Raw genomic sequence first — 23,911 nt, 5'->3', positions numbered from 1 at the left:
TTTAGGCACCTTCGGAAAGTAGCGGGCTTGCAGCCGTCATGCCGGCGCGTGTCGCGCGCGGCGGCTGGGTCAGTCGTAACAGCCGACGATCGACTTGATCTCCATGTATTCCTCCATCCCTTCGATCCCGTACTCGCGGCCGTTGCCCGACTGCTTGTACCCGCCGAACGGCGCCTGCGGATCCCAGGCCGGGTAGTTCAGATGCACCTGCCCCGCCCGGATGCGGGCGGCCACCGCGCGGACGTGTTCCTTGTCGGTGCCTTGCACGTGCGCGCCGAGCCCGTAAACCGTGTCGTTCGCGATGGCGACCGCTTCGTCGACGGTGTCGTAAGGCAGGATCGCGAGCACCGGGCCGAAGATCTCCTGCTGCGCGATCGCCATGTCGGTGCGCACGTCGGAGAAAATCGTCGGCCGCGCATAAAAGCCGCGGTCGAGCCCCGCGGGTCGGCCGGGGCCGCCGGCGATCAGTTTCGCGCGTTCGTCGATGCCCACGTCGATCATCTGTGCAACGCGGCCGAACTGCGCGCGATTGGCCAGCGGCCCGTGCGTGGTTGCGTCGTCGAACGGATCGCCGACGATGAGTCCCTGCATCGCCGCGACGGCCAGCGCCTCCACCGCGCCGAGCACGGCGCGCGGCACGATCATGCGGGTCGGCGCGCTGCACGACTGCCCCATGTTGCGGAACGCGGCGGCCACGCCGGGCGGGATCGCGCGCGACAGGTCCGCATCCGGCAACACGATATTCGGCGACTTGCCGCCCAGCTCCTGCGCGACGCGCTTGACGGTGGTGGCGGCCGCCTGCGCCACCAGCACGCCGGCCCGCGTCGATCCGGTGATCGACACCATGTCGACCTCCGGGTGCGACGCAAGCGCGGCCCCCACGGTTTCGCCGCTGCCGCTCACGAGATTGAAGACGCCGGCGGGCACGCCCGCATCGGCAATCACTTCCGCGAACAGCAGCGCGCTGAGCGGCGACAGCTCGCTCGGCTTGAGCACGACCGTGCAGCCGGCTGCGAGCGCCGGCCCGACCTTCGCGGTGATCTGGTAGATCGGCCAGTTCCACGGCGTGATCAGCGCGCACACGCCGATCGGCTCGCGGGCGACCGCGGTCGTCCCGCGCCGCTCGACGAACGGGTAGCGCGCGAGGTTGTCGCGTGCGACCCGGATATGTTCGGCCGCGAGCGGCACGTGCGCGCCGCGAGCATAGCCGAGCGGCGCACCCATCTCCAGCGCGAGTGCCGTGGCGAACAACTCGGCGCGTTCCAGCATCAACGCATGGATGCGGTCGAGCAGCGCGGCGCGTTCCTGGGGTGAAGTCGCGGACCAGCGTTCGAACGCGTGGCGCGCGGCCTGCACCGCGCGATCGGCGTCATGTGCGTTCCCGAGCGGGATCTCGCACAGCGTGTCTTCCGTGGACGGGCTGACGACCGCGAACCTGTCACGGCCGTCGGGCATGACCCAGTCGCCGTCGATGAAGAACCGATCCAGCCTTCCGGCTTGCATCAGGCGATGAACCGGTGAATTGACGGGGGAATGCATGGCAGGAATATCCTTGAGTCGATACCGTGCGTCGACGCACGGCGAAGGCCGTGATGAGCCGAAGCAGCGGTCGGAACGCGTCGCGGCCGCCCGCTAGAAATCCGCGACCTTGCCCCACGCGGATTCGGCGAACCGGCTGGGCCGATACGGCGCCGGATCGACGAGCGGTTGCGCACCGGTCGCGAGATCCGCGATCAGGTGCCCGGCGCCCGGGCCGATCCCGAAGCCGTGCCCCGAAAACCCGGCCGCGAGGATCAGCCCCGGCACGCCCGGCACTTCGCCGATGCCCGGCACGCCGTCCGGCGTGCTGTCGACGAAGCCGGCCCACGCGTGCGTGATCCTCGCTTCGCGCAGCTCGGGCAACAGTTCGGCCGCGCGGCGGTAGGTTTCGGCGACCGTCGGCATGTCGGGCTTCGGATCCAGGATGCGCACCGCCTCCATCGGCGTCGGCGCGTCGAGGCGCCAGCGCTTCAGCGTTTCGTGGCCGCCCCGCACGCCTTCGAGGCCGCCCGGCAGCAGGTTGCGCCAGCGCTTCGCGAACATCGGCACGAATTGCGGCGCGAAGCGCAGGAACTGCGGCGTCAGGTCCACGCGCGCGCGGCCGCTGATCGCCAATGCATAGCGTCCGTCGCTGCGTCGCGTCACGGACACGCCGGACGTGTACATCGCCTCCGGCAGCGGCGTTTCGACGGGCGACACGCTCAGGATCGACTGACGGATCGACGCCTGCGGAAACCGGATGCCGAGCTGCCGGCAGAACGACGACGCCCATGCGCCGCCGGCCATCACGACCGTGCGCGTCTTGATGACGCCGGCCTCGGTGACGACGCCGGCGACCCGGCCGCCCTCCAGCTCGATGCCGCGCGCCGCGCAGTGCTGGTGGACGCTGCCGCCCAGCTTGATCAGCGCGGCGGCCACGGCCGGCGCGGCCTTTCCGGGGTCGGCCGTGCCGTCGGTCGGCGAGAACACGCCGCCCTTCCACTGCCGCCCGGTCGCCCGTCCGCGCTCGGCGGCCTGCTTGCTGTCGAGCATATACGTGGTCACGCCCGCGGTCTTCGCGAATTCGCCCCAGCTGGCCCAGCGGGACAGCTCGGCGTCGTCATTGCTCAGATACAGCAACCCGCAGCGATGAAAGCCCGTGTCTTCGCCGGATTCGGCGGCGAATCGTTCCCACAGATCGATGCTCTTGCTGGCCATCGGCAACTCGCGCGCGTCGCGGTTCTGCTGCCGGCACCAGCCCCAGTTGCGGCTTGACTGTTCGGCGCCGATGCGGCCCTTCTCGACGAGCGCGACCGATACGCCGCGGCGGGCCAGATAGTAGGCGGTGAAGACGCCGATGATGCCGCCGCCGATCACGACGACGTCGGCCGCGGCCGGCGGCGTGGACAAGGTTTCGATATGACGCAACGGAGGGGACATGTTCAGTCTCGCTCGACGGGGGCGTTGACGGTCTGCATCACGTAGAACTTCGCGACGCGTTCGCTGCTTTCCCAGCCGATCGACGCGCCGCGCGGCACGAACAGCGCATCGCCGGCGCCGAGTGCCAGCACGCTGCCGTCGGGCGCGGCGAACCGTACGCCGCCGTCCAGCAGGAACATGAACTCGTTGGCGCGATGCGGCCGGACGATCCGGTGATACGGCGTCGAATCCCACGTGCCCGCGCAGTATCCGGCGCCGTCGTCGGTGAACACGTTGTCGCTGCGGCATTGCGGCGCGGGGCCGAGCAGCACCTCGACCGGCAGCGTCGCGGACGGCTTGAAGTCCGCGTCGGCGTACAGCGCGAAGAGACCTTGCTTCGTCGGTGTCTCGCACGCCGCCGCGCAGAACGTCAGCCGCACGGGCGCTTGCGCGGCGATGCGCAGCGCGGTGCCGCAGCCGATGACGGCACCCTGTCGCGGACCGAGCACCAGCGGCGCGGCGCCGGCCGCTTCGAGCGTCAGTTCGCCTTCGACGACGACGAGGGTTTCGACGTGCGGAAAGCTCGCCACGTCCAGCGCGCCCACGAAGGCGATGCGCCCGGCGGCCATCGCGTCGGGGCCTTCCCACGCAATCTCGCGATGCGCCGCGAACGGATCGCTCGCGCCGAACCCCTGCTGGCGGAAGGCGGTGGAAGACGGTGCGCCGTCGGCCCGGTGCAACACGAAAACTGCGGTCATTTCTGCTCCTGTGCAATGCGTGGCGACCTGGTTCGAAGCCGTCACGCGATATCGGAAATCGTCGCTCGCCGGCGCTCCTGCCGGAACGCCTCGGCGGCGCATGTCGTCCATGCGTGCGCCTATGCCGCGTGACACGACGCTTCGCGGCGTTCGCCGCGCACGCGCGTCGATGGCGCTCGCACCGGCGCGCCGGCCGTTCGGGCGACCACGTAGTCGCGCGGCGTGATCCCGAGCACGCGCCGGAAATGCCGGCACAGGTGGCTCTGATCGAAGAAGCCGACGTCGGTCGCGACGATCGACGGCGCGAGACCCGCGCGCAACAGGTCCTGTGCCCGCCGCACCCGCACGAGACACAGATACCGGTGCGGCGACAGACCGGTTTCGCTGCGAAAGCGCGCGGTGAAACGCGACACGCTCAACCCGGCCACCGCCGCGAGCGTGTCGAGGTTCAGCGGCTGCGCGAACGCCGCGTCGATCGTGCGCAGCACGTCGCCGATCGCCGGCGACACGGGCCGCGCGACACGCGGCGAGCCCACGAATTGCACTGTCATGTCGAATTCTCCCGGCGCTCGCTTCAATGCAGGAAATCCTGCATCCGGTAATACGCGCCGACGAGCGGCAGGAACCACGCGTGCCCGAAATGGCCGGGTATCGCCGGCCAGTCGAGTGCGCGCCACGGGTTCGACGCGGCCGCGCCATACAGCACGTCGGCCATCACGCGGCCCATGTGCACCGACATCTGCACACCGTGCCCGCTGTAGCCCATCGAGTAATAGAGCCCGTCGTGCTGGCCCGCGCGCGGCAGCCGGTCGGCGGTGATGTCGACCAGCCCGCCCCAGCAATAGTCGAGCCGCACGCCGGCCAGCTCGGGGAAATAGCCGGCCATGCCGGCGCGCAGGATGTCGCCGCTCTTCGCGTCGGAGCGCGGGCTCGACATCGCGAAACGCGCGCGGCCGCCGAACAGCAGCCGGTTGTCGGGCGTCACGCGAAAATAGTTGCCGATCTGGCGCGACGTCACGTACGCACGGCGCTGCGGAAACAGCCGGTTCAACTGCGCGTCGGGCAGCGGCTCGGTCACGACGATGAAGCTGCCGACCGGCGCGATGCGTCGCCGGAACCATGCGAACGGCCCGTGCTGCGACGCGCCGGTCGCGACCAGCACGCGATCGGCGACGATCGTGCCGCGCGTGCAGGTGATCCGGTGGCGCTCGCCGTCCAGCCGGTCGAGCCGTGTGACGGCCGCTTGCTCGTACACGCGTGCGCCGGCCCGCACGGCCGCTTGCGCGAGCCCGACGCCGAACTTGCCCATGTGCATCTGCGCGCCGTTGCGCTGCAGGAGCCCTCCGTAAAAGCCGTCGGACGCGATTTCATCGCGGATCCGCGACGGCTCGATCAGCTCGATGTCCGGATCGACGTCGCGCCGCAACGCATTGAAGGTCTTTTCGAGCCCCGCGAAATGCTGCGGTTTCGCGGCGAGCTTCAGCTTGCCCGTTCGCCGGAAATCGCAGTCGATCGCCTGTTCGGTCACGATCGTCTCGACGCTCTTCACCGCGCTTTCGTACGCGAGATAAAACTGCTTCGCCTGCGCGGCGCCGATGCGCGCGGCCAGCGACGCGTAGTCCTGCGCGACGCCCGTATTGCACTGGCCGCCGTTGCGGCCGGACGCTTCGCTCGCGACCTGCACGGCTTCGAGCACGACCACCGAGACGCCGCGCTGCGCGAGCGCGAGCGCCGCCGACAAGCCGGTGAAACCGCCACCGATGACGACCACGTCGGCCCGCCCTTCGACGGGCCCGACGCTGCCCGCGCGAAACGCGGGACGGGTATCCAGCCAGTACGATTCCAGTTTCATCGGATTCTTCTCGAGCATTCCCGCAACGACGATCGGCGACCGTTCAATGCGAATCATTTAATCACCGTCAAAAACCGCAGTTGCCGCGTATTCGCGCGCGGCACGCGTACAAATCGCCGTTTTGCGCGACCGCCGCAGCAGACTATGCGGCGGGCCGTTCACCGCGCCGCGCGACGCACGGTTCGCGCGCCACGGACTACAGCTGCACCGGCGTGACACCCGCGGGCGCCGGCTCCGCCTGGAAGCGCGCGAGATCCTCCTCGCTGCGATGGCACAGCACCTGCGCGCCGTTCCCGAGCGTGCGCAGCGACGGGGCCGTGCGGTTGCACACGCCGTCCACGCGCATCGCGCAGCGCGACAGGAACGGACACAGCTCGGCCTCGTGCTCGCGCTCGCCGATCGGCACCAGCGGACGATGGCAGCGCTCGGCCGCATCGTCGAGCCAGCCCGCGCGCAACTCCGGCGCGGACGACACCAGCAGATGCGAATACGGGTGATAAGGCGGCGCGCACAGCGCGTCGCGACTGCCCGTCTCCACGCGCCGGCCCGCATACAGCACGACGATGTCGTCGCTGATCGCGCGCACCTTCGCGATGTCGTGCGTGATGAACACGTACGACACGCCGAGCTTCGCCTGCAGGTCGCGCAGCAGTTCGATGATCGCGGCGCCGACCACGGTGTCGAGCGCCGACGTGACCTCGTCGCACAGGATCAGGTCGGGTTCGGCGGCGAGCGCCCGCGCGAGATTCACGCGCTGCTTCTGCCCGCCGGACAATTCGCCGGTACGCCGCGCGGCCACCGCCGGCGGCAGCCGCACGAGTTCGAGCAGTTCCGCGACGCGCTGCCGCGCACGCGCGCCCTTGATCCCGTGATAGAACGCGAGCGGCCGCGCGAGCGTGCGCTCGACGGTATGCACCGGATTGAGCGCGGTATCGGCGTTCTGGAACACGATCTGCACGCGGCGATGCTGCTCCTTCGTGCGCTTGCCGATATCGCGCGCGAGCGGCACGCCGTCGAGCAGGATCTCGCCGCCGGTCGCCGGCACGAGGCCCGCGATCACCTTCGCGAGCGTCGTCTTGCCGGAACCGGATTCGCCGATCACGCCGACGGTCTGCCCGCGCCCGATGCGCAGGTCGACTTCATGCAGGATCACCTTCGCGGGCCAGCCGTTCGCCGCGCGGCCGCCGTAACCGGCGATCGCGCCGCGCACGTCGAGCAGCGGCGCCGGCGCGGCCGGTCGTCGCACTTCCCCGCCACGTTCGGCATCGTTCGGCGTGACCGCCGCGATCAGGCTCTGCGTGTACGGATGCGTCGGCGCATGCAGGATCTGTTCGGTCGCACCCGCCTCGCGGATCACGCCGTCGCTCAGCACGACGATCCGGTCGGCCATCTGCGCGACCACGGCCAGGTCGTGCGACACGTACACCGCGCTCATCCCGTAGCGCCGGATCACGCGCTTGAACGCCTGCAGCACGTCGATCTGCGTGGTCACGTCGAGCGCGGTGGTCGGCTCGTCGAGGATCACCAGTTCCGGATCGGTGATCAGCGCCATCGCGGCCATCAGCCGCTGCAACTGCCCGCCCGAGACCTGGTGCGGATAGCGCTTGCCGATCGTCTCCGGCTCCGGCAGCGCGAGCGCGCGAAACAGCTCGATCGCCTTCGCCTGCGCGTCGCGCTTCGTCATCGTCTTGTGGATCAGTGCGCTCTCGATCACCTGGTCGAGAATCGTGCGCGACGGATTGAACGCGGCGGCGGCGCTCTGCGCGATATACGCGACCTTGCGGCCGCGCAGCGCGGTCACCTCCGCGGCGGAAAGCGTGCACACGTCGGAGCCGTCGAGCTTCACCGAGCCGCCGGCGATCCGGCAGCCGGCGCGCGCATGGCCCATCAGCGACAACGCGATCGTCGTCTTGCCGGAGCCCGATTCGCCGATCAGCGCGAGCACCTCGCCGCGTCCGATGTCGAAGTCGACGCCGTGGACGATCGTCGTTTCCTCGCCGCCCGGCCGGCCGCCGACCACGCGCAGCCCGCGCACCTCGACGAGCGGGTTCGATTCGTGTCGCATCAGTGTCCTCCGGCGGCGCCGGCCGCGCCCTTGCGGCGGCCGCGATGCGGCAGACCGTCGATCAACAGGTTGACGCCCACCGTCAGGATCGCGATCGCGACCGCGGGCATGATCGCGACGGCCGAGCCGTCGCCGAGGCTCGCGATGTTCTCGCGCACGAGCGAGCCGAGGTCCGCATACGGCGGCTGCACGCCGAGGCCGAGAAAGCTGAGGCCGCTCAGCAGCAGCACGACGAACGTGAAGCGCAGCCCGGTATCCGCCAGCATCGGGTGGATCATGTTCGGCAGCATCTCGACGCACGCGATGTACAGCGCGCTCTCGCCGCGCGCCTTTGCCACCTGCACGAATTCGAGCGTGCTGATGTTGACGGCCAGCGCGCGCGCGATCCGGTACGAGCCCGGCATGTAGCTGACCGCGGCGGTGAGCACCAGCAGCGGCAGCGACGAACCGAACGCGGCGACGAACATCAGCGCGAACATCTTCGACGGAATCGACGTGAGCGCGTCGAGCAGCCGGCTCATCGTCTCGTCGACCGCGCGGCCCGACACGGTCGCGAGCAGCCCGAGCGTCGTGCCGGTCAGCGCGGCGAGCAGCACCGCGGCCAGCGCGAGCAGCACGGTCAGCCGCGTGCCGTACAGGATGCGGCTCAGCATGTCGCGGCCGAGGAAGTCGGAACCGAACGGCAGCTTCGCACCGAACGGCGCGAATACATCCGGCGTGACGATCGCGCCGACGTCGTGCGGCGCGAGCAGCGGCGCGAACACCGCGATGAACAGCATCAGGCCGACCATCGACAGGCCGACGCGGCCGCCGGTCGTCAGTCTGATGCGTGCGCCGCGGCGCTTGCGGGGCTGGTCGGGGGACGGCGCGGCGGGCGGCGTCGCGCCTCCCCACGGCGCGCGCGGGTCGCCTGACGGCGGCAGCGCGCTGCTGCGATGAACGGGTTCGGTCGGGTGCATGGGCGGCATCTCGGAAGAAAAACGGGACACTCAGGTCCGCAGTCGCGGGTTCGACACGATCGAGCACAGATCGGCGAACAGCACGAGCATCAGGTACGCGACGCAGAAAATCAGCGTGCATGCCTGGACCAACGGGAAATCGCGGTTGCCGACGGCATCGACCATCAGGCTCGCGAGGCCCGGATAGTTGAAGATCGTCTCGACGACGATCACGCCGCCGAGCAGATACGACAGGCTCAGCGCGATCGCGTTGGCGATCGGACCGATCGCGTTCGGCAGCGCGTGGCGCAGCACGACGCGCGCGGGGCTCGCGCCCTTGAGCATCGCCATCTCGACGTACGACGCGCTCAGCTGCTCGATCACCGCGGCGCGCGTCATCCGCGCCATCTGCGCGATCACGACCGCGCACAGCGTCAGCACCGGCATCGCATACGCCCGCAGGAAATCGTGCAGGCTGTCGATCGGGCCGCTGTACGACAGCGCGGACAACCAGCGCAGCTTCACCGCGAACACGAGCACGGCGACCGTCGCGATCAGGAACTCCGGCGTCGCGACGAGCGACAGCGTGCCGAGGCTGATCACGCGATCGACCACCGACTCGCGTTTGACCGCGGCGAGGATGCCGAGCAGCAGCGCGATCGGCACCGACACGGCGGTCGTGATCGCCGCGAGCGCGAGCGACTTCGGCAGGCGCCCGCCGATCAGCTCCGACACCGGCATGTCGCCGGACAGCGAACGGCCGAAATCGCCGTGCAGCAGCCCGCCGAGCCAGTGCACGTAACGCACGTGCGCCGGCATGTCGAGCCCGAACTGCTGACGCAGCGCGGCGACCGTCTCCGGCGTCGCCGACTGACCCAGCGCGGCCTGCGCGGCGTCGCCCGGCAGCAGGTTCGTGATCGTGAAGATGATCGCGGACACGATCAGCAGCGTCAGCGCGGTGACCGCGATGCGTCGGCCGATCAGCCCAAGCAGGATTCGATTCATGAAACGGCACTCCGGGAAAGATCCCGCGCGACCGGGGCGGTGGCCCGCTGCGGCCGCGCGGCGGCGTCACGTATCGACGTCAGGCGTTCCACCACACGTACTCGGCGAACATGAAGCCCATCATCCCGCCGGTCGGGATCGACCCGAGGCCCGCGAGCCGCTTGTCGTAGCCGTCGAGGAAGCTGATGAACGCCGGAATGCCGACCCGGCCCTGCTGCGCGACGAGCGTCTGCATCTCGCCGTACATCTGCTTGCGCTTCGCATCGTCGGTCTCCGAGCGCGCGGCGAGCAGCAGCTGATCGAACTTCGCGTTCTTCCAGCCCGACTCGTTCCACGCGGCGTCCGACTTGAAGAACTGCGTGAACAGCACGTCGGCGCTCGAGCGCGGGTTGATGTTGCCGAAACCGAGCGGATGCTTCATCCAGTGGTTCGACCAGTAGCCGTCGGGCGACACGCGGTTGACCTGCAGGTTCAGCCCGATCTTCTGGCCGGCCTGCTGCAGCAGCACGGCCATTTCGATCGACCCGTTCGCATCGGACGTCGCATAGATCGGCGGCAGCGCCGTGCCGAGCGCGCCGGCCTTCTGGAACAGGAATTTCGCCTTGTCCGGATCGTGCGGCCGCTGCGGCAGCGACGCGTTGAAGTAGCGATGCCCCGGCGGGATCGGCTGGTCGTTGCCGATCACCGCATAGCCGCGAAATACCGCCGAGCGGATCTGTTCGCGATCGAACAGGTACTTCATCCCCTCGACGAAATCGGGATTCGCGGTGATCGGGCTTTCGCTGCGCATGATCAGGTCGGTATAGAGCCCCGACTTGGTTTCCTTCAGCGCATAGCCGGGCGTCGACGCGACCCGTTGCGTCGAGCGCGGGTCGATCGCGTTGATCAGGTGCACGTCGCCCGACAGCAGCGCGTTCAGGCGCGCGGCGCTGTCGCTGATGCCGATCAGTTCGATCTCGTCGAGATACGGCATGCCCGGCTTGAAGTAGCTGTCGTTGCGCACGCCGACGGTCGACACGCCCGGCTTGAACGACTTGAGCTTGTACGGGCCGCAGCCGATGCCGGTCGCGAAATCGGTCGTGCCGTCCTTGACGATCACGAGTTGCGGCGTCGCGAGGATGACCGGCAGATCGGCGTTCGCGCTGGCGAGCGTGAGCGTGACCTCGTCCGGGCCGCTCGCCTTCGCGTCCGCGAACTGGTCGGCGAGCGGCTTGACCTTCGACGCGGTGGCCGCGTTCTTGTGGCGCATCAGCGAGAACACCACGTCGGCCGGGCCAACGGGTTTGCCGTCGTGGAACGTGACACCCTTGCGCAGCTTGATGATCCAGGTCTTCGCATCGGTCGTGTGCAGCGACTCGGCGAGATTCATCTGCGGCGTGAGGCTCCCGTCGAGCTGCGTGAGGCCGCTGTAGAACATGAAGAAGCGGATGTAGTCCGCGCCCGTCGAGCCCTTGGCCGGGTCGAGCGTATCGGCGGTCGAGCTGGATTCGTTCGCGACCCGGATCTTGCCGCCGCGCTTCGGCGCGGGCGCGGCGAATGCCGACTGCGCGCTCGTCAGCAATCCGCCGCCGCCGACGGCCATCATGCCGCTCGCCGCCATGACCCGCATCATGTCGCGGCGCGTGAAGCCGCCCTTGCCGCCATTGTCGATATCGTCGCTCATCCGAACTGCTCCTGACTGTGTAAAGTGGGTCATAGGGTCCAGCGTGGTTGTTCGATCCCGCCGCGCCCGCTTGCTGGTGGCGGGCGCGACGCCGTGCACATGCAATTCATTTAAGCATCGCCAAAATGCCGGTTGTCCCGATTCGGGCCGCCCTCACGATACGAATCGACCGTTTTGGGTAGCCTGCGCAGCATGATTTGCTGCGTGCGCCGGGGACCGTCGGCGGGTGCCGGCCGCATGCCGGCGCGCACGTGAAAGTTCAGAGGATTGTTCGCCGGCATCCACGCGTTGATCCCGCAGGCGCGACGCGAATGCGTGCAGGCTTGCGCGACGTGGCGCCGCCGGCCGCCTGCCGCATTGCGCGTGTTTCTCCCGGGATCGCGACGGGCGGCACCCGGCGTGCGCGGCACCGCACCGGGGAAACGCGTCGCTTACAGCCCGAGCTGCGTCGCGAGCTGGCCGATGTCCGACACTTCGTAATAGTTGTAGAACGGCGTGCCCGGCTCGTGGCCGCGATTCACGAAGGCCTTGTGCCTGATTCCCAGATCCTCGGCCGTCATCAGGTCGTAGCGCAGGCTCGACGACACGTGCAGCACGTCCTCGGGCTTGCAGCCGAGCTTGTCGAACATGTATTCGAAGCCCTGCATCCGCGGCTTGTACGATTGCGCCTGCTGCGCGGTGAACACCGCGTGGAACGGTGCGCCGAGCTTGTCGACGTTGCTCATGATCTGCTCGTCCATCGCGTTCGACAGGATCACGAGCTTGTACTTCGTCGCCAGCCGTGACAGCCCGGCCGGCACGTCCGGATGCGGGCCCCAGGTCGGCACCGCACGATAGAACAGCTCGGCCTCGGCTTCGTCGAACGTCACGCCGACCCGCGCGCAGGTGCGGCGGATCGCGTTGACGACGACGTCGCGATACGGCTTCCACGCACCGAGCACCTCGTCGAGCCGATAGGCGGCGAACGCGCGCACGAATGCCTCCATCGCGGCCGGCGACAACCGGTCCGCATAGATTTCGCGCGCCGTCTCGGCCATCCGGAAATGGGTCAGCGTGCCGTAACAGTCGAAGGTGATGTACTTCGGTTCAAACTGGATCATGATGACGTCCTGTCGGTGTGAAGCCCCCGCGGGCCGGGGACGGGCTGGGTTGTACGAAATTGAATCAGGGCAAAAAGCCCCGCGCGCGTCGTTTGGCGCCGTCCGAAACGCAGAATCGTCGCGTGTTGCGCGGCGCGGGCAGCACGATATGCGGCGCCCGGCCGCCGCAGCCCGCCGCGAACGGCCGCGATACCGCGCTTTCGTCGTAGCGGCACGCTCGCGGCAGGAAGGATCGCGTTCATGTGACGCATCGGCACGACGGGCGGATGCGTTCGTGCCGACCGAGCGGATCGGCATCGATCCCGCGCGCCGGGCCGCCGCCGGAAAACAGGCGAATCGTCCTATCCGTGCCGCCGCCGCGCTGGCAGAGTGAACAGGTCATTTCCACCCATCCGGAGTCCGGCGTGTCCGACCTCAATCCTTCCCGCACGCTCATCTATCGCCCGTTCACCGAAGCCGACCTGCCCGCCGCCCATCGACTGTCCGAAGCAGTCAAGTGGCCGCACCGGCTCGACGACTGGCGCTTCGTATTCCAGCTCGGCAGCGGCTTCGTCGCCGAGGACGAAACCGGCATCGTCGGCACCGCGCTCGGCTGGCGCTTCGGCGAATCGCACGCGTCGCTCGGCATGGTCATCGTGTCGCCCGAGCGACAGGGCTGCGGCATCGGCCGCGAACTGCTCACCCGCGTGGTCGACAGCTTCGGCACGCGGACCGTGTTTCTGCATGCGACGCCGGCCGGCGAGCCGCTGTACGCGAAGTTCGGCTTCGACGTCATCGATACGATCGATCAGCACCAGGGCGCCGCGTTCCAGCCGCCGCTGATCTCGCTGCCGCCCGGCGAGCGCCTGCGCCCGCTCGGCACCAACGACGGCCCGCGGCTCGCCGCGCTCGCGTCGCGCGCGGCCGGCTACGAACGCGGTGCGGTGATCGATGCGCTGCTCGACGTCGCGAACGGGATCGCGCTCGACCGCGACGGCGAGCTGCTCGGTTTCGCGCTGTTCCGCCGGTTCGGCCGCGGCCACGTGATCGGCCCGGTGATCGCGCCGGATGCGCTGCGCGCGCAAGCGCTGATCAGCCATTGGCTCGCGCTGCACGAGGGCATGTTCGTGCGGCTCGACGTGCCGGGCGACAGCGGGCTGTCGGACTGGCTGCAGGGGCTCGGGTTGCCGCGCGTCGATACGGTCGTCGCGATGGCGCGCGGCACGACGCCGCCACGCGACCCGGCGCTGCGCGCGTTCGCGATCGTGAACCAGGCGCTCGGCTGAGCGGGGCGCACGATGAGTTTTCTCTACAAGGCCGATCCGGTGCGCGGCGCGCAGTGGGCGGCGCGCTTCGCGCAACGCGCGCCCGACCTGCCGTTCCGGATCTGGCCGGACCTCGGCGACGCCGACGTCGTCCGCTATCTCGCCGCATGGCAGCCGCCGGACGATCCGGTCGCGCTGTTGCCGAACCTCGAAGTCGTGTTCTCGGTCGGCGCCGGCATCGATCAGTTCGACCTGTCGCGCGTGCCGCCGCACATCCCCGTCGTGCGGATGATCGAGCCGGGTATCGTCGAAGGAATGGTCGAATACGTGACGCAGGCCGTGCTGACGATCCATCGCGACCTGTTCGACTACGCGGCGCAGCAGCGCGATCAGGTGTGGCGCGAGCGCCCCGTGCGCGCGGCCGCGTCGCGACGCATCGGCGTGCTCGGGCTCGGCACGCTCGGCCAGGCCGTGCTCGACACGCTGCGGCGCTTCGGTTTCCCGTGCGCGGGCTGGAGCCGCACGCCGCGCACGCTCGACGGCGTCGACTGTCATGCAGGCGATGCCGCGCTCGACGCGTTCCTCGCCCGTACCGACATCCTGATCTGCCTGCTGCCGCTCACCGACGGCACGCGCGGCCTGCTCGGCGCGCGCGTGTTCGACGCGCTGCCGGCCGGCGCGTCGCTGGTGCAGGTCGGGCGCGGCCCGCAGCTCGATGCGCCCGCGCTGCTCGCGGCGCTCGCGAGCGGCCGGCTCGACAGCGCGATCCTGGACGTGACGGACCCCGAACCGTTGCCGGCCGGCCATCCGTTCTGGACGCATCCGCGCATTCGCATCACGCCGCACATCGCCAGCGCGACGCGACCCGACACCGCGGTCGACGCGGTGCTCGCGAATCTCGCGCGCCATCGCGCGGGACAACCGATGATCGGCGTCGTCGATCGCGCACGCGGCTACTGACGTGCGGGCCCGGCCTGCGGGGCGCGCAGCAGAAAATGCCGAAGCGCCCGGTGCAAACGCCGCGCGCATACGTTTCGGACCGCAAATTGAAGACGCATGCGGATGGCTTGCCCGTTAGCATGAACTCACCGCTGACACCTGACGAGAGTCCCGCCTTCCCATGAACCAAGCCGCGCTGATCGAAGCCGATCGTCAACACCTGATCCACCCCGTCGTCAACTACCGCGCGCACGAGGCGCGCGGCGTCACCGTGCTGGAATCCGCGGACGGCGTGTTCCTGCGCGATGCCGCGGGCCATACGCTGCTCGACGCGTTCTCGGGCCTGTGGTGCGTCAACGTCGGCTACGGCCGCGACAGCATCGTGAAAGCCGCCGCCGACCAACTGGCCAAGCTGCCCTACGCGACCGGCTATTTCCATTTCGGCTCGCAGCCGGCGATCGAGCTCGCCGAACGGCTCGCCGCGCTCGCGCCGCCGTCGCTGAACCGCGTGTACTTCACGCTCGGCGGCTCGGACGCGATCGACTCCGCCGTGCGCTTCATCACGCACTATTACAACGCGACCGGCCGTCCGTCGAAAAAGCAGATGATCGCGCTGGAGCGCGGTTATCACGGCTCGTCGTCGATCGGCGCCGGCCTCACCGCGCTGCCGGCGTTTCACCGTCATTTCGACCTGCCGCGTGCGGACCAGCACCATATTCCGTCGCCCTACCCGTACCGCCATCCGCTCGGCGACGATCCGCAGGCGCTGATCGCCGCGTCGGTCGCCGCGCTCGAAGCGAAGGTCGCCGAACTGGGCGCGGACAATGTCGCCGCGTTCTTCTGCGAGCCGGTGCAGGGTTCCGGCGGCGTGATCGTGCCGCCGGCCGGCTGGCTGAAGGCGATGCGCGACGCGTGCCGGCGCCTCGGCATCCTGTTCGTCGCGGACGAGGTGATCACCGGCTTCGGCCGCACCGGCCCGCTGTTCGCGTGCGAGGCCGAACAGGTCGATCCGGACCTGATGACCGTCGCGAAGGGGCTGACCGCCGGCTATGCGCCGATGGGCGCGGTGCTGATGTCCGACGAAATCTACGAAGGGATCGCGGGCCACCGCGCCGATTCGCCCGCGGTCGGCCACGGCTATACGTATTCCGCGCATCCGGTGAGCGCGGCGATCGGCCTCGAAGTGCTGAAGCTCTATCACGAAGGCGGGCTGCTCGCGAACGGCCAGGCGCTGGCGCCGCGCTTCGCCGCGGGACTCGACGCGCTGCGCGCGCATCCGCTCGTTGGCGACGCGCGCTCGGTCGGCCTGCTCGGCGCGCTCGAACTGGTCGCCGACAAGGCACGCAAGACGCGCTTCGACCCGGCGCTGAACGTGCCGGACCGGATCGCGGCCGCCGCCTACGCGAACGGCGTGGTGTTCCGCGCGTTCGGCGACGGCGTGCTCGGCTTTGCGCCGGCGCTGAGCTTCACTGCCGGCGAGTTCGACCTGATGTTCGAACGCGTGCGCAAGACGCTCGACGACGTGCTGGCGGATTCCGGCGTGCAGCGCGCGCTCGACGCCGCGCATGCGCAACCGGCCTGACGGGCCAAGGGAAAGCCGGGCTTGTAGCAGTCATCGTTCGTCTCTAAAGTAACCGGACATTCCATTTTTGCTCTTTCACGTGAACATGACGGACAGCAAGCTGGATCGCATCGACCTGCGCATCCTCTCCCAGTTGCAAAAGCGCGGCCGCATGACCAACGTCGAGCTGGCCGATGCGGTCGGGCTGTCGCCCAGTCCGTGCCTGATCCGCGTGAAGCGGCTCGAGAAGGCCGGCTACATCGGCGGCTACGGCGCGCACATCCAGCTCGAGAAACTCGGCGACGTGCAGGTCGTATTTACCGAGGTCACGCTGGCCGATCATCGGCGCGAGGATTTCGACCGCTTCGTCGCGGCGATCCGCACCGTCGACGAGATCGTCGAATGCCACCTCGCGAGCGGCGGCTACGACTATCTGCTGAAGTTCATCACGCGCAGCGTGAGCCATTACCAGACGATCGTCGAAGGGCTGCTCGAGCAGAACATCGGCATCGAGAAGTATTTCAGTTACGTGATCATCAAGTCGCCGTTCGTCAAACGGCACTACCCGCTCGAATCGCTGTTCGGCGAACGTCACTGACACGCGGCGTGCGTCCCCCCCGAACGCGGCAGCCCGCTGTCCGCGCGGGGTAGCCGCGCGCCCGCACCGCTCAACCAGCGTCACCGAACCGCCTCATTCAAGGATCTGTCATGCCGCTTACGCTGTCCCGCACCGAACTCGTTCGCACCGCCAACCTGATCGACGGCAACTGGCGCGATGCGCTCGACGGCCGCCGCTTCGCCGTCATCGATCCCGCCACGCTCGAAACCGTTGCCCACGTACCCGACAGCGGCGCCGCCGACGCACGCGCGGCGACCGACGCGGCAGCCCGCGCACTGCCCGCGTGGCGTGCGACGCCCGCGCGCGAACGCGCCGCGATCCTGCGTGCCTGGCATGCGGCGATCGTCGCGCACACCGACGATCTCGCGAAGCTGATGTCGCGCGAACAGGGCAAGCCGCTGGCCGAGGCGCGTGGCGAAGTCGCGTACGGTGCGTCGTACGTGCTGTGGTTCGCGGAGGAAGCGACGCGCACGTACGGCGACCTGATCCCGCAGCAGCAGCGCGGCAAGCGCTTGAGCGCGGTGAAGGAGCCGATCGGCATCGTCGCCGCGATCACGCCGTGGAATTTCCCGCTCGCGATGATCGCGCGCAAGATCGCGCCGGCCCTCGCGGCCGGCTGCACGGTGGTCGCGAAGCCGGCGGAGGACACGCCGCTGACCGCGCTCGCGCTCGCGTTGCTCGCGCAGGAAGCCGGCGTGCCGGCCGGCGTGCTGAACCTGATCGCCGCGTCGCGCGAGCGCGGCGTCGACGCGGCCGCCGACTGGCTCGCCGACGGCCGCGTGCGCAAGATCACGTTCACCGGCTCGACGCCGGTCGGCAAGCTGCTCGCGCGCGAATCGGCGGCGACGTTGAAGAAATTGTCGCTGGAGCTCGGCGGCAATGCGCCGTTCATCGTGTTCGACGACGCCGAGCTCGATGCCGCGGTCGACGGGCTGATGGCCGCCAAGTTCCGCAACGGCGGGCAGACCTGCGTGTCGCCGAATCGCGTGTACGTGCAGGCCGGTGTTTACGACGCGTTCGCCTCGAAGCTCGCCGCGCGCGTCGCCGCGCTGAAGGTCGCACCGGCGACCGACCCGGCCGCGCAGATCGGCCCGATGATCAACGCGCGGGCGGTCGACAAGATCGCACGCCACGTCGGCGATGCGATCGAACGCGGCGCGCGCGTGCTCACGGGCGGCAAGCGCCTGACCGAGCTCGGTGCGAACTATTACGCGCCGACGGTGCTCGTCGACGCGACCGCCGACATGCAGCTTACCTGCGAGGAAACCTTCGGCCCGATCGCCGCGCTGTTTCGCTTCGCATCCGAGGACGAAGCGGTCGCCGCCGCGAACGACACGCCGTTCGGGCTCGCCGCCTATTTCTACACGCAGGACGTGCGGCGCATCGCGCGCGTGTCGGCGCGGCTCGAAACGGGCATCGTCGGCATCAACGAAGGCGCGCTCGCGAGCGAGGCCGCGCCGTTCGGCGGCGTGAAGGAATCGGGCTACGGCCGCGAAGGCTCGCGCTACGGCCTCGACGATTACCTGTCCATCAAGTACCTGTGCCAGGGCGGGCTCGACTGAGCGGATGAACCCGCGCCGTCCGCAAGGACGGCCGTCGCCGTGTCCGGTCCAGTCACGCGCATTGACATCGGAACCGATCGGTCCATACAATGCATCCAACTTTGGCACCGCATCGATGGCGAAACCGATCAATGGCAAATCCGGCTGGCGTGGGCCGTCCCCGCGAATTCGAACTGAGCGATGCCGCGCGCGACGCGATGGACGTTTTCTGGGATCGCGGCTATGAAGGCGCGTCCCTGCCCGACCTGATCGCCGGCACCGGCTTGTCGCGCGGCAGTCTCTACAAGGCGTTCGGCGACAAGAAGGCGCTGCTGCTGGCGGCGCTCGACCTGTACATGGCCGACGGGCTCAAGGCGACCGCCGACATCCTGTCGCAACCCGGTGCCGTGAAGGATGCGATTCGCGATTCGCTGCTGCGTTATGCGCGCCTGTCCGTTGGCGACGCGGGCCGGCGCGGATGTCTCGCGGTCGCGATGACCACCGAACTGGCCGCGCGCGACGCGGATGTCGCGGAACGCACCGGGCGCATGTTCCGGCGGCTGCAGCAGCTCTATGCCGGTGCGATCGTCCGCGGCCAGGCGAGCGGCGAGATCCCCGAGCAGGACGAACAGGTGCTGGCGCGTTTGCTCGTCTGCCAGATCGAGGGCATGCGCGTGCTGGGCAAAACCGGTATGTCCGAGCCCGACATGCTCGCACTGGTCGACCGCACGATGCGCATTCTCGACTGATATTTTTTTACCCTATTTGGAACCGATTGGTTCCATACGGAGAGCCGCCCATGTCACGGAATGACCCTGTTTCACCCGACCCGCGTCGCTGGGCGATGTTTTCGGTCCTGCTCGTCGGCGCGTTCCTGCCGCCGCTGGATTTCTTCATCGTCAATGTCGCGCTGCCGTCGATCCGCGCGGAACTGGGCGCCTCGTCGTCGGCCGAGCAACTCGTCATTTCATCGTATGCGGGCCTGTACGCGGTGACGCTGATCACCGGCGGGCGATTGGGCGACCTGTTCGGCCGCGGCCGCGTGTTTTTCCTCGGGTTGATCGGCTTTGCGATCGCCTCGACGCTGTGCGGCCTCGCGAGTTCGCCGTGGACGCTCATCGTCGGCCGCGCGTTGCAGGGCGTGACGGCCGCGATCATGGCGCCGCAGGCGCTCGCGTCGATCCAGGCGATCTTTCCGGAATCGGAAAAGCCGCTCGCGCTCAGCTTGTACGGCGCGGTATTCGGCCTCGCGGCCGTGGTCGGGCAGGCGCTCGGCGGGATCCTGATCTCGTTGAATCTGTTGAACCTGGGCTGGCGCACGATCTTCCTCGTCAACCTGCCGCTGGCGATGCTGGTCGTCCTGTTCGGGATTCCGCTGTTGAAGGAAACGCGGGCGCAGCATGCGCGCAAGCTCGACCTCGGCGGCACCGCGCTGTCGATGCTGACGCTGGGCGCGCTGATCGTGCCGCTGATCGAGGGGCGCGAAGCAGGCTGGCCGGTATGGGCATGGGGGTCGCTGTTCGCGGTGCCCGCCCTCGCCGCGTTCTTCTGGCGCTACGAGCGCCGGCTCGGCCGCCGCGGCGGCGCACCGCTGCTCGATCCGGCCGCGCTGCGCGCACCGGGGCTGGGCCGCGCGTTGCTGATCGCGCTGCTGCTGTACTCGATCGGCGCGTTCTTCCTGCTGTTCTCGGTGTATCTGCAGAATGCGTTGCACGTCGACGCGCTGAGCGCGGGCCTCGTGTTCTTGCCGTTCGGCGTCGGGTTCCTGCTCGGCCCGTTGTCGACGCCGTTCTGCACACGTGTCATCGGCGCTTACGTCAATCCGTTCGGCATGGGGCTGGAGATCGTCGGGCTCGTCGGCCTCGCGGGGTTGATCGATGCCACGCCGGTCGGGATGCCGCTCGCTGCCGTGCCGCTCGCCGCCGCGCTCTTCGTCATCGGGTTCGGACAAGGGCTCGCGCTGCCGACGCTGATGCGCATGGTGACGGGGCGCGTCGCACCGGCGCTGTCCGGCATGATCGCCGGCATCGCCAGCTCGACGCTGCAGGTCAGCACGTCGCTCAGCGTGGCGATCATCGGCGGCATTTTCTATACGACGCTCGGCACGCGCCAGGACCCGGCGGCCATCGCGCACGCGTTCATCGTCGCACTCCTGTCGATCTCGCTGTTCCTCGCCATCGGCGCCGCGCTGGGCATCTCGCTCGCCCGCGCACCCGCCGCGCACCCGTCGATGCGCGCCGTCGTCCGTCCGGGCTTCGGCCCTGAACGCAAACGGCCGTAATCGCCCGTCGTCGCCTGTAAACAGGGCGGCGCTGGACGCCGCGTTCGAACAGGGCGGCGCTGGACGCCGCGTTCGCTGCCGCGAAGACGGCAGATGTCATGGCCGATATCGATGCGCTCACCGATATCGAACCCGATCGGCACATCACGCACGTGTTCTCGCGCATCCGCGCGCACACGCAAGCGAATCCGCGTCGTGGATGGCGTCAGAGCAGCCCCAGCGCCGACGCCTTGAGGGTCGCCGCGGCGCGTGTCGAACATTCGAGCTTGCGGAACGCCTTCTCGACGTGGGTGCGCACCGTGCTCGGACTCATCGCGAGCGCCTGCGCGACCTGCTTGTTGCTCGCGCCGCGGGAGATCGCCCGCAGGACGTCGATTTCCCGCGCGGACAGGCGCGGTCCAGCGTCCGACGCGTGCGGCGCGATGCGCCGGGGCACAGGCGCTCCGCCCGTCACGAGCGCGGCCACCACGTCGCCGCATAGCCGGCCGCAGGCCGCTTCTTCCTGCAACTGGTCGGCGGCGGCCGCATCGCTCAGCGCCGCGCGCCACGGACGCGCCGAGCGCAACGCGACCCACGCCAGCGACGCCGCGAGCACGCGCGCTTCCAGCGTCAGCGCCGCATCGCGCGCGCCGCGAAAATAACCCGAGCCGTCCTGCCGTTCGTAGGCATACGACGCAAGCACCGCGGCTTCGCCGAGCGCGCCGGTCTGCCTGCCGGCGCGCTCGGTCCAGTAAGGCACGAGTCGCACCTTTTCCCAGGCGCTCGCGGGCAGCCGCGTCGGCAAGTTCCACACGTCGTTCGGTACCGCGGCCCGGCCGATGCCGTGAATCAGGCCGGCGCGGTACACGCGTTCGCGCGCGGCCTCGTCCGGCGAGAGACGGCCGTAACACGCGGCCGCCGTCGCGGCGACCGAACGCGAAAAACCCGTCATCCACGGCAGTTTCAGATCGATGACGTCCGCGATCAATTCGGCGGACGTCGCGCCCTGCATGTCCGGCGTGGCCAATGCGGCGTCCAGCTCGGCGGGCGCCATGTGCTCGAGCGCCGCCAGCCAGCGCGGTGCGTCACGCTCGGCCGTCTCGACGAGCACGGCCGGATAGCGCGCCCCCGCGCGTTGGCCGATCAATTGGAGCGCCCGTTCGATGCCGTAGGTGCGGCTGAACACGTCGAGGTCGCCCGCAAGCGCGACGATCGATACGGCGGCCGGCACCTGTTCCCGCGCGAGCCGCGCGGGCAGCCCGTTGCCGTCCCAGCTTTCGAAAATGTGCCGCAGCGCGGTTTCCGTCGCGTTGGACAGACCGAGTATTCGCGCGACCTCGCCCGACACTTCGCAATGAATCTGCGCGAGCGGGATCATCGCGACGCCCGCGCCGCCGATCGCTTCGGCCATGCCGGGCCGGCTCTCGAGCATCGCGGCGCGGATCGCGACGTCGTCGCCGAATACCTGCGCGAAACCCGCCGCATTCGCGGTGCAGCCCGACCAGCGCAACAGCGCCACCTCGCGGGCCGTATCGCACACCGCTGCATCGAATCGCGCCGCGTGCGCGAGCTGCGCCGCCAACCAACTCGTGCGTGGCGAATGGTCGGTCGGCTGGCCCATGCTGAGATCGCCGATGAAGGCCAGCGCGCGTACGGCGTCGACGATGCGCAGCGGGGCGTGACGGGCTTCGGCGTCGGACATCGGGCGGTGGAGACATTCGCGGGAGCGGGAAAACGATCATACGCGACGGCGTCGCGGCATGCACGAGCATGCGCGTCGGCGCCGCGCCGCGGGCCGCCCCGATGCGATGTTCGCCTGGACCAGAGCCTGCCGCCGGTGGAATGGGCCATCGGACATCTGACCGATGGCGGCCGGCCCCGGCGATTGCGATACTCGGCGCACTGGAGATCCGGTCGGCGCCGCATCCGAATCCGCATGGCGGACGCCCTGCATGCCGGCCGGAACGACGATTCAATATACGAAGGAATGCAAATGATTGGCCGCTACCCCGAATTCCGTCCCCCTGCCGACGAACACTGGCTGAAACGGTACTACTTTTCCCGCGCGGTGTTCTCGCTGATCTGGGTCGCGCTGGCGTTTTCCGTCGGCCGGCACAGCGCAGCCGGCGCGGCGGTGCTGCTGGTCGTTTATCCGGCCTGGGATGCGCTCGCCAATTTCGTCGACCTGTCCCGCAGCGGCGGGATGGCGGCAAACCGCACGCAGGCGGTCAACGTCGCGATCAGCGCCGTCACGACACTGGCCGTATTTCCGGCGTTGAATGCGGGCCTGTCCGCGGTACTTGCGGTGTTCGGCGTCTGGGCGATGGTCTCCGGCGCGCTGCAGCTCGGCACCGCCGTGCGGCGCTGGAAGCATGCCGGCGCACAGTGGGTGATGATCCTGAGCGGAGCGCAATCGGCGTTGGCCGGGCTATTCTTCATTGTCCAAAACCATGCGCCGATGCCACCCGCGATCGTCAAGATCGCGGGCTACGCGGGAGTCGGTGCGCTTTATTTCCTGATATCCGCCATTTGGCTGCAGGTGCGGGGGATGCGGCGCAGCGTGTCGTGAGTCGTCGGTCAGAGTGAAGATGTCGCACTGCGGGTCGCCATCGCCGTGCTTGCAGTCAACGAATGCCTTCCGACGCGTTTGGCTGAGGTCGCCCGGAGAAGACGCCAGCCATTCCCGGAACCGGCTTTTCGGACCGGTCGTCGACGCCGGTTTGACCCGTGTCCTTACCGCCTCCGCAACGCCTGCGCCAGCGCATCCCCCGCCGCCAGAATGTGCGCGGACAAAGCCGCGCACGCTGCATCCACATCACCTTCGCGTATCGCGCGAACGATGTTTCGATGCTCGTCGTTCGAGCGATCCTGCCAGTCAAGTTGCTGCCACGTCGCGTACAGATGCCGTGAGCTGGCCCGATGCATGTCGCCGATTGCGTCGATGAGCCGCGGCATCCCGCACCGCGCGGTCAATGCGCGATGAAACCCCAGGTTCAGCGTGCCGAGCACGGCTATGCCGTGCGCCGCCGACTCCTGATCGAGGATCGCATCGAGTTCCTCCAGCGCACGTGCGTCGAGCGCGGGCATTGCCTCGCGCAGCGCCAGCGCCTCGAAAGCAGCGCGCATCTTGGCCATTTCGAGCACGTCCGCCGGCTCGAGCGGCGCCGCCCGCACGCCGCGTCGCGGCTCCACCACGGCCAGCCCCTGCGCTTCCAGCCGTCGGAACGCCTCGCGTACCGGCACATGGCTCGCGCCGAACTCCGCCGCGATGTGGTCCTGACGCAGCCACTCTCCCGGCGCGATGACGCCGGAGATGATGCGGTCCGCCAATGCGACGGCGATCCGATCGGCCAGCGAGCGATCGTCCTTGACTTCAAAGTTCATCCCGACCACCATGCATATATTATCTATTAAATTGTAACAAAACCG

General features: G+C 69.0%; 20 protein-coding genes. 8 read left to right on the top strand and 12 right to left on the bottom strand.

Going from position 1 to position 23,911, the window contains the following annotated elements; genetic code table 11:
* Positions 1–69: 69 nt before the first annotated feature.
* The 10 genes from H0X90_RS02260 to H0X90_RS02215 all read right to left on the bottom strand — a co-directional run bounded on the left by H0X90_RS02260 (position 70) and on the right by H0X90_RS02215 (position 12,318).
* Complete coding sequence (locus H0X90_RS02260; protein ID WP_077189015.1) at positions 70–1,539, bottom strand: aldehyde dehydrogenase family protein; 1,470 nt, start codon at positions 1,537–1,539, stop codon at positions 70–72.
* 93 nt (positions 1,540–1,632) lie between these two features.
* Entirely contained in the window at positions 1,633–2,958 is a 1,326-nt protein-coding gene (locus H0X90_RS02255; protein WP_006498167.1) for an FAD-binding oxidoreductase, read from the bottom strand.
* Between the two features lie 2 nt (positions 2,959–2,960).
* Positions 2,961–3,695, bottom strand: coding sequence for a cupin domain-containing protein (locus tag H0X90_RS02250; RefSeq protein ID WP_077189014.1), 735 nt, complete (start codon positions 3,693–3,695; stop codon positions 2,961–2,963).
* 119 nt (positions 3,696–3,814) lie between these two features.
* Entirely contained in the window at positions 3,815–4,246 is a 432-nt protein-coding gene (locus H0X90_RS02245; RefSeq protein ID WP_034203514.1) for a helix-turn-helix domain-containing protein, read from the bottom strand.
* Between the two features lie 23 nt (positions 4,247–4,269).
* Positions 4,270–5,604, bottom strand: coding sequence for an FAD-binding oxidoreductase (locus H0X90_RS02240; RefSeq protein ID WP_077189013.1), 1,335 nt, complete (start codon positions 5,602–5,604; stop codon positions 4,270–4,272).
* 139 nt (positions 5,605–5,743) lie between these two features.
* Positions 5,744–7,612 (bottom strand): ABC transporter ATP-binding protein, encoded by a 1,869-nt coding sequence (locus H0X90_RS02235; protein ID WP_006498164.1) that lies wholly within the window; start codon positions 7,610–7,612, stop codon positions 5,744–5,746.
* Positions 7,612–8,571 (bottom strand): ABC transporter permease, encoded by a 960-nt coding sequence (locus H0X90_RS02230; RefSeq protein WP_034203512.1) that lies wholly within the window; start codon positions 8,569–8,571, stop codon positions 7,612–7,614. Before H0X90_RS02230 ends, H0X90_RS02235 begins: the two co-directional genes overlap by 1 nt.
* Positions 8,572–8,601: 30 nt before the next feature.
* Positions 8,602–9,555: an ABC transporter permease gene (locus H0X90_RS02225; RefSeq protein WP_006482806.1), complete on the bottom strand. Its 954-nt coding sequence runs from the start codon at positions 9,553–9,555 to the stop codon at positions 8,602–8,604.
* A gap of 79 nt (positions 9,556–9,634) precedes the next feature.
* On the bottom strand, positions 9,635–11,218 hold the full coding sequence (locus H0X90_RS02220; RefSeq protein ID WP_006482802.1) for an ABC transporter substrate-binding protein: 1,584 nt from the start codon (positions 11,216–11,218) through the stop codon (positions 9,635–9,637).
* Between the two features lie 431 nt (positions 11,219–11,649).
* Positions 11,650–12,318: a haloacid dehalogenase type II gene (locus tag H0X90_RS02215; RefSeq protein ID WP_034203511.1), complete on the bottom strand. Its 669-nt coding sequence runs from the start codon at positions 12,316–12,318 to the stop codon at positions 11,650–11,652.
* 404 nt (positions 12,319–12,722) lie between these two features.
* Between H0X90_RS02215 and H0X90_RS02210 the strand changes: the two genes are divergently transcribed.
* From H0X90_RS02210 to H0X90_RS02180, 7 genes are all read left to right on the top strand, one after another.
* Positions 12,723–13,583 carry a GNAT family N-acetyltransferase gene (locus tag H0X90_RS02210; protein ID WP_006482807.1) on the top strand — a complete coding sequence of 287 codons (861 nt, stop codon included), beginning with the start codon at positions 12,723–12,725 and terminating at the stop codon, positions 13,581–13,583.
* A 12-nt stretch (positions 13,584–13,595) separates the two neighbouring features.
* Positions 13,596–14,522, top strand: a complete 927-nt coding sequence (locus tag H0X90_RS02205; protein WP_077189012.1) for a glyoxylate/hydroxypyruvate reductase A — start codon at positions 13,596–13,598, stop codon at positions 14,520–14,522.
* 160 nt (positions 14,523–14,682) lie between these two features.
* Positions 14,683–16,083, top strand: coding sequence for an aspartate aminotransferase family protein (locus H0X90_RS02200; RefSeq protein WP_034203509.1), 1,401 nt, complete (start codon positions 14,683–14,685; stop codon positions 16,081–16,083).
* 85 nt (positions 16,084–16,168) lie between these two features.
* Positions 16,169–16,660 carry an Lrp/AsnC family transcriptional regulator gene (locus H0X90_RS02195; protein ID WP_034178445.1) on the top strand — a complete coding sequence of 164 codons (492 nt, stop codon included), beginning with the start codon at positions 16,169–16,171 and terminating at the stop codon, positions 16,658–16,660.
* A 110-nt stretch (positions 16,661–16,770) separates the two neighbouring features.
* Positions 16,771–18,243 carry an NAD-dependent succinate-semialdehyde dehydrogenase gene (locus H0X90_RS02190; protein ID WP_069352303.1) on the top strand — a complete coding sequence of 491 codons (1,473 nt, stop codon included), beginning with the start codon at positions 16,771–16,773 and terminating at the stop codon, positions 18,241–18,243.
* A gap of 131 nt (positions 18,244–18,374) precedes the next feature.
* On the top strand, positions 18,375–18,971 hold the full coding sequence (locus H0X90_RS02185) for a TetR/AcrR family transcriptional regulator (protein ID WP_077189011.1): 597 nt from the start codon (positions 18,375–18,377) through the stop codon (positions 18,969–18,971).
* Between the two features lie 50 nt (positions 18,972–19,021).
* The gene (locus H0X90_RS02180) at positions 19,022–20,503 is read left to right on the top strand and encodes an MFS transporter (protein ID WP_077189010.1); all 1,482 of its coding nucleotides are present in this window, start codon (positions 19,022–19,024) and stop codon (positions 20,501–20,503) included.
* A 205-nt stretch (positions 20,504–20,708) separates the two neighbouring features.
* Here H0X90_RS02180 and H0X90_RS02175 read toward each other — a convergent pair whose 3' ends face one another.
* The gene (locus tag H0X90_RS02175; RefSeq protein ID WP_077189009.1) at positions 20,709–22,184 is read right to left on the bottom strand and encodes an HD domain-containing phosphohydrolase; all 1,476 of its coding nucleotides are present in this window, start codon (positions 22,182–22,184) and stop codon (positions 20,709–20,711) included.
* 291 nt (positions 22,185–22,475) lie between these two features.
* Between H0X90_RS02175 and H0X90_RS02170 the strand changes: the two genes are divergently transcribed.
* Positions 22,476–23,051: a DUF308 domain-containing protein gene (locus H0X90_RS02170; protein WP_062886118.1), complete on the top strand. Its 576-nt coding sequence runs from the start codon at positions 22,476–22,478 to the stop codon at positions 23,049–23,051.
* Positions 23,052–23,215: 164 nt separating this feature from the next.
* Here H0X90_RS02170 and H0X90_RS02165 read toward each other — a convergent pair whose 3' ends face one another.
* Positions 23,216–23,866 carry a GntR family transcriptional regulator gene (locus H0X90_RS02165; RefSeq protein ID WP_227739738.1) on the bottom strand — a complete coding sequence of 217 codons (651 nt, stop codon included), beginning with the start codon at positions 23,864–23,866 and terminating at the stop codon, positions 23,216–23,218.
* Between the last annotated feature and the right edge of the window lie 45 nt (positions 23,867–23,911).

The sequence above is a fragment of the Burkholderia sp. 9775_39 genome, from assembly GCF_015712225.1.
Lineage (GTDB): Bacteria > Pseudomonadota > Gammaproteobacteria > Burkholderiales > Burkholderiaceae > Burkholderia > Burkholderia cenocepacia.
The sequence above is the reverse complement of the archived record's forward strand: the minus strand, read 5'-3'. Positions and strand labels throughout refer to the sequence as shown.

Excerpts from the sequence above, each read along its gene's own strand:
- H0X90_RS02260 (WP_077189015.1), bottom strand. The coding sequence starts at position 1,539 with ATGCATTCCCCCGTCAATTCACCGGTTCATCGCCTGATGCAAGCCGGA.
- H0X90_RS02255 (WP_006498167.1), bottom strand. The coding sequence starts at position 2,958 with ATGTCCCCTCCGTTGCGTCATATCGAAACCTTGTCCACGCCGCCGGCC.
- H0X90_RS02250 (WP_077189014.1), bottom strand. The coding sequence starts at position 3,695 with ATGACCGCAGTTTTCGTGTTGCACCGGGCCGACGGCGCACCGTCTTCC.
- H0X90_RS02245 (WP_034203514.1), bottom strand. The coding sequence starts at position 4,246 with ATGACAGTGCAATTCGTGGGCTCGCCGCGTGTCGCGCGGCCCGTGTCG.
- H0X90_RS02240 (WP_077189013.1), bottom strand. The coding sequence starts at position 5,604 with ATGATTCGCATTGAACGGTCGCCGATCGTCGTTGCGGGAATGCTCGAG.
- H0X90_RS02235 (WP_006498164.1), bottom strand. The coding sequence starts at position 7,612 with ATGCGACACGAATCGAACCCGCTCGTCGAGGTGCGCGGGCTGCGCGTG.
- H0X90_RS02230 (WP_034203512.1), bottom strand. The coding sequence starts at position 8,571 with ATGCACCCGACCGAACCCGTTCATCGCAGCAGCGCGCTGCCGCCGTCA.
- H0X90_RS02225 (WP_006482806.1), bottom strand. The coding sequence starts at position 9,555 with ATGAATCGAATCCTGCTTGGGCTGATCGGCCGACGCATCGCGGTCACC.
- H0X90_RS02220 (WP_006482802.1), bottom strand. The coding sequence starts at position 11,218 with ATGAGCGACGATATCGACAATGGCGGCAAGGGCGGCTTCACGCGCCGC.
- H0X90_RS02215 (WP_034203511.1), bottom strand. The coding sequence starts at position 12,318 with ATGATCCAGTTTGAACCGAAGTACATCACCTTCGACTGTTACGGCACG.
- H0X90_RS02205 (WP_077189012.1), top strand. The coding sequence starts at position 13,596 with ATGAGTTTTCTCTACAAGGCCGATCCGGTGCGCGGCGCGCAGTGGGCG.
- H0X90_RS02200 (WP_034203509.1), top strand. The coding sequence starts at position 14,683 with ATGAACCAAGCCGCGCTGATCGAAGCCGATCGTCAACACCTGATCCAC.
- H0X90_RS02195 (WP_034178445.1), top strand. The coding sequence starts at position 16,169 with ATGACGGACAGCAAGCTGGATCGCATCGACCTGCGCATCCTCTCCCAG.
- H0X90_RS02190 (WP_069352303.1), top strand. The coding sequence starts at position 16,771 with ATGCCGCTTACGCTGTCCCGCACCGAACTCGTTCGCACCGCCAACCTG.
- H0X90_RS02185 (WP_077189011.1), top strand. The coding sequence starts at position 18,375 with ATGGCAAATCCGGCTGGCGTGGGCCGTCCCCGCGAATTCGAACTGAGC.
- H0X90_RS02180 (WP_077189010.1), top strand. The coding sequence starts at position 19,022 with ATGTCACGGAATGACCCTGTTTCACCCGACCCGCGTCGCTGGGCGATG.
- H0X90_RS02175 (WP_077189009.1), bottom strand. The coding sequence starts at position 22,184 with ATGTCCGACGCCGAAGCCCGTCACGCCCCGCTGCGCATCGTCGACGCC.
- H0X90_RS02170 (WP_062886118.1), top strand. The coding sequence starts at position 22,476 with ATGATTGGCCGCTACCCCGAATTCCGTCCCCCTGCCGACGAACACTGG.
- H0X90_RS02165 (WP_227739738.1), bottom strand. The coding sequence starts at position 23,866 with ATGAACTTTGAAGTCAAGGACGATCGCTCGCTGGCCGATCGGATCGCC.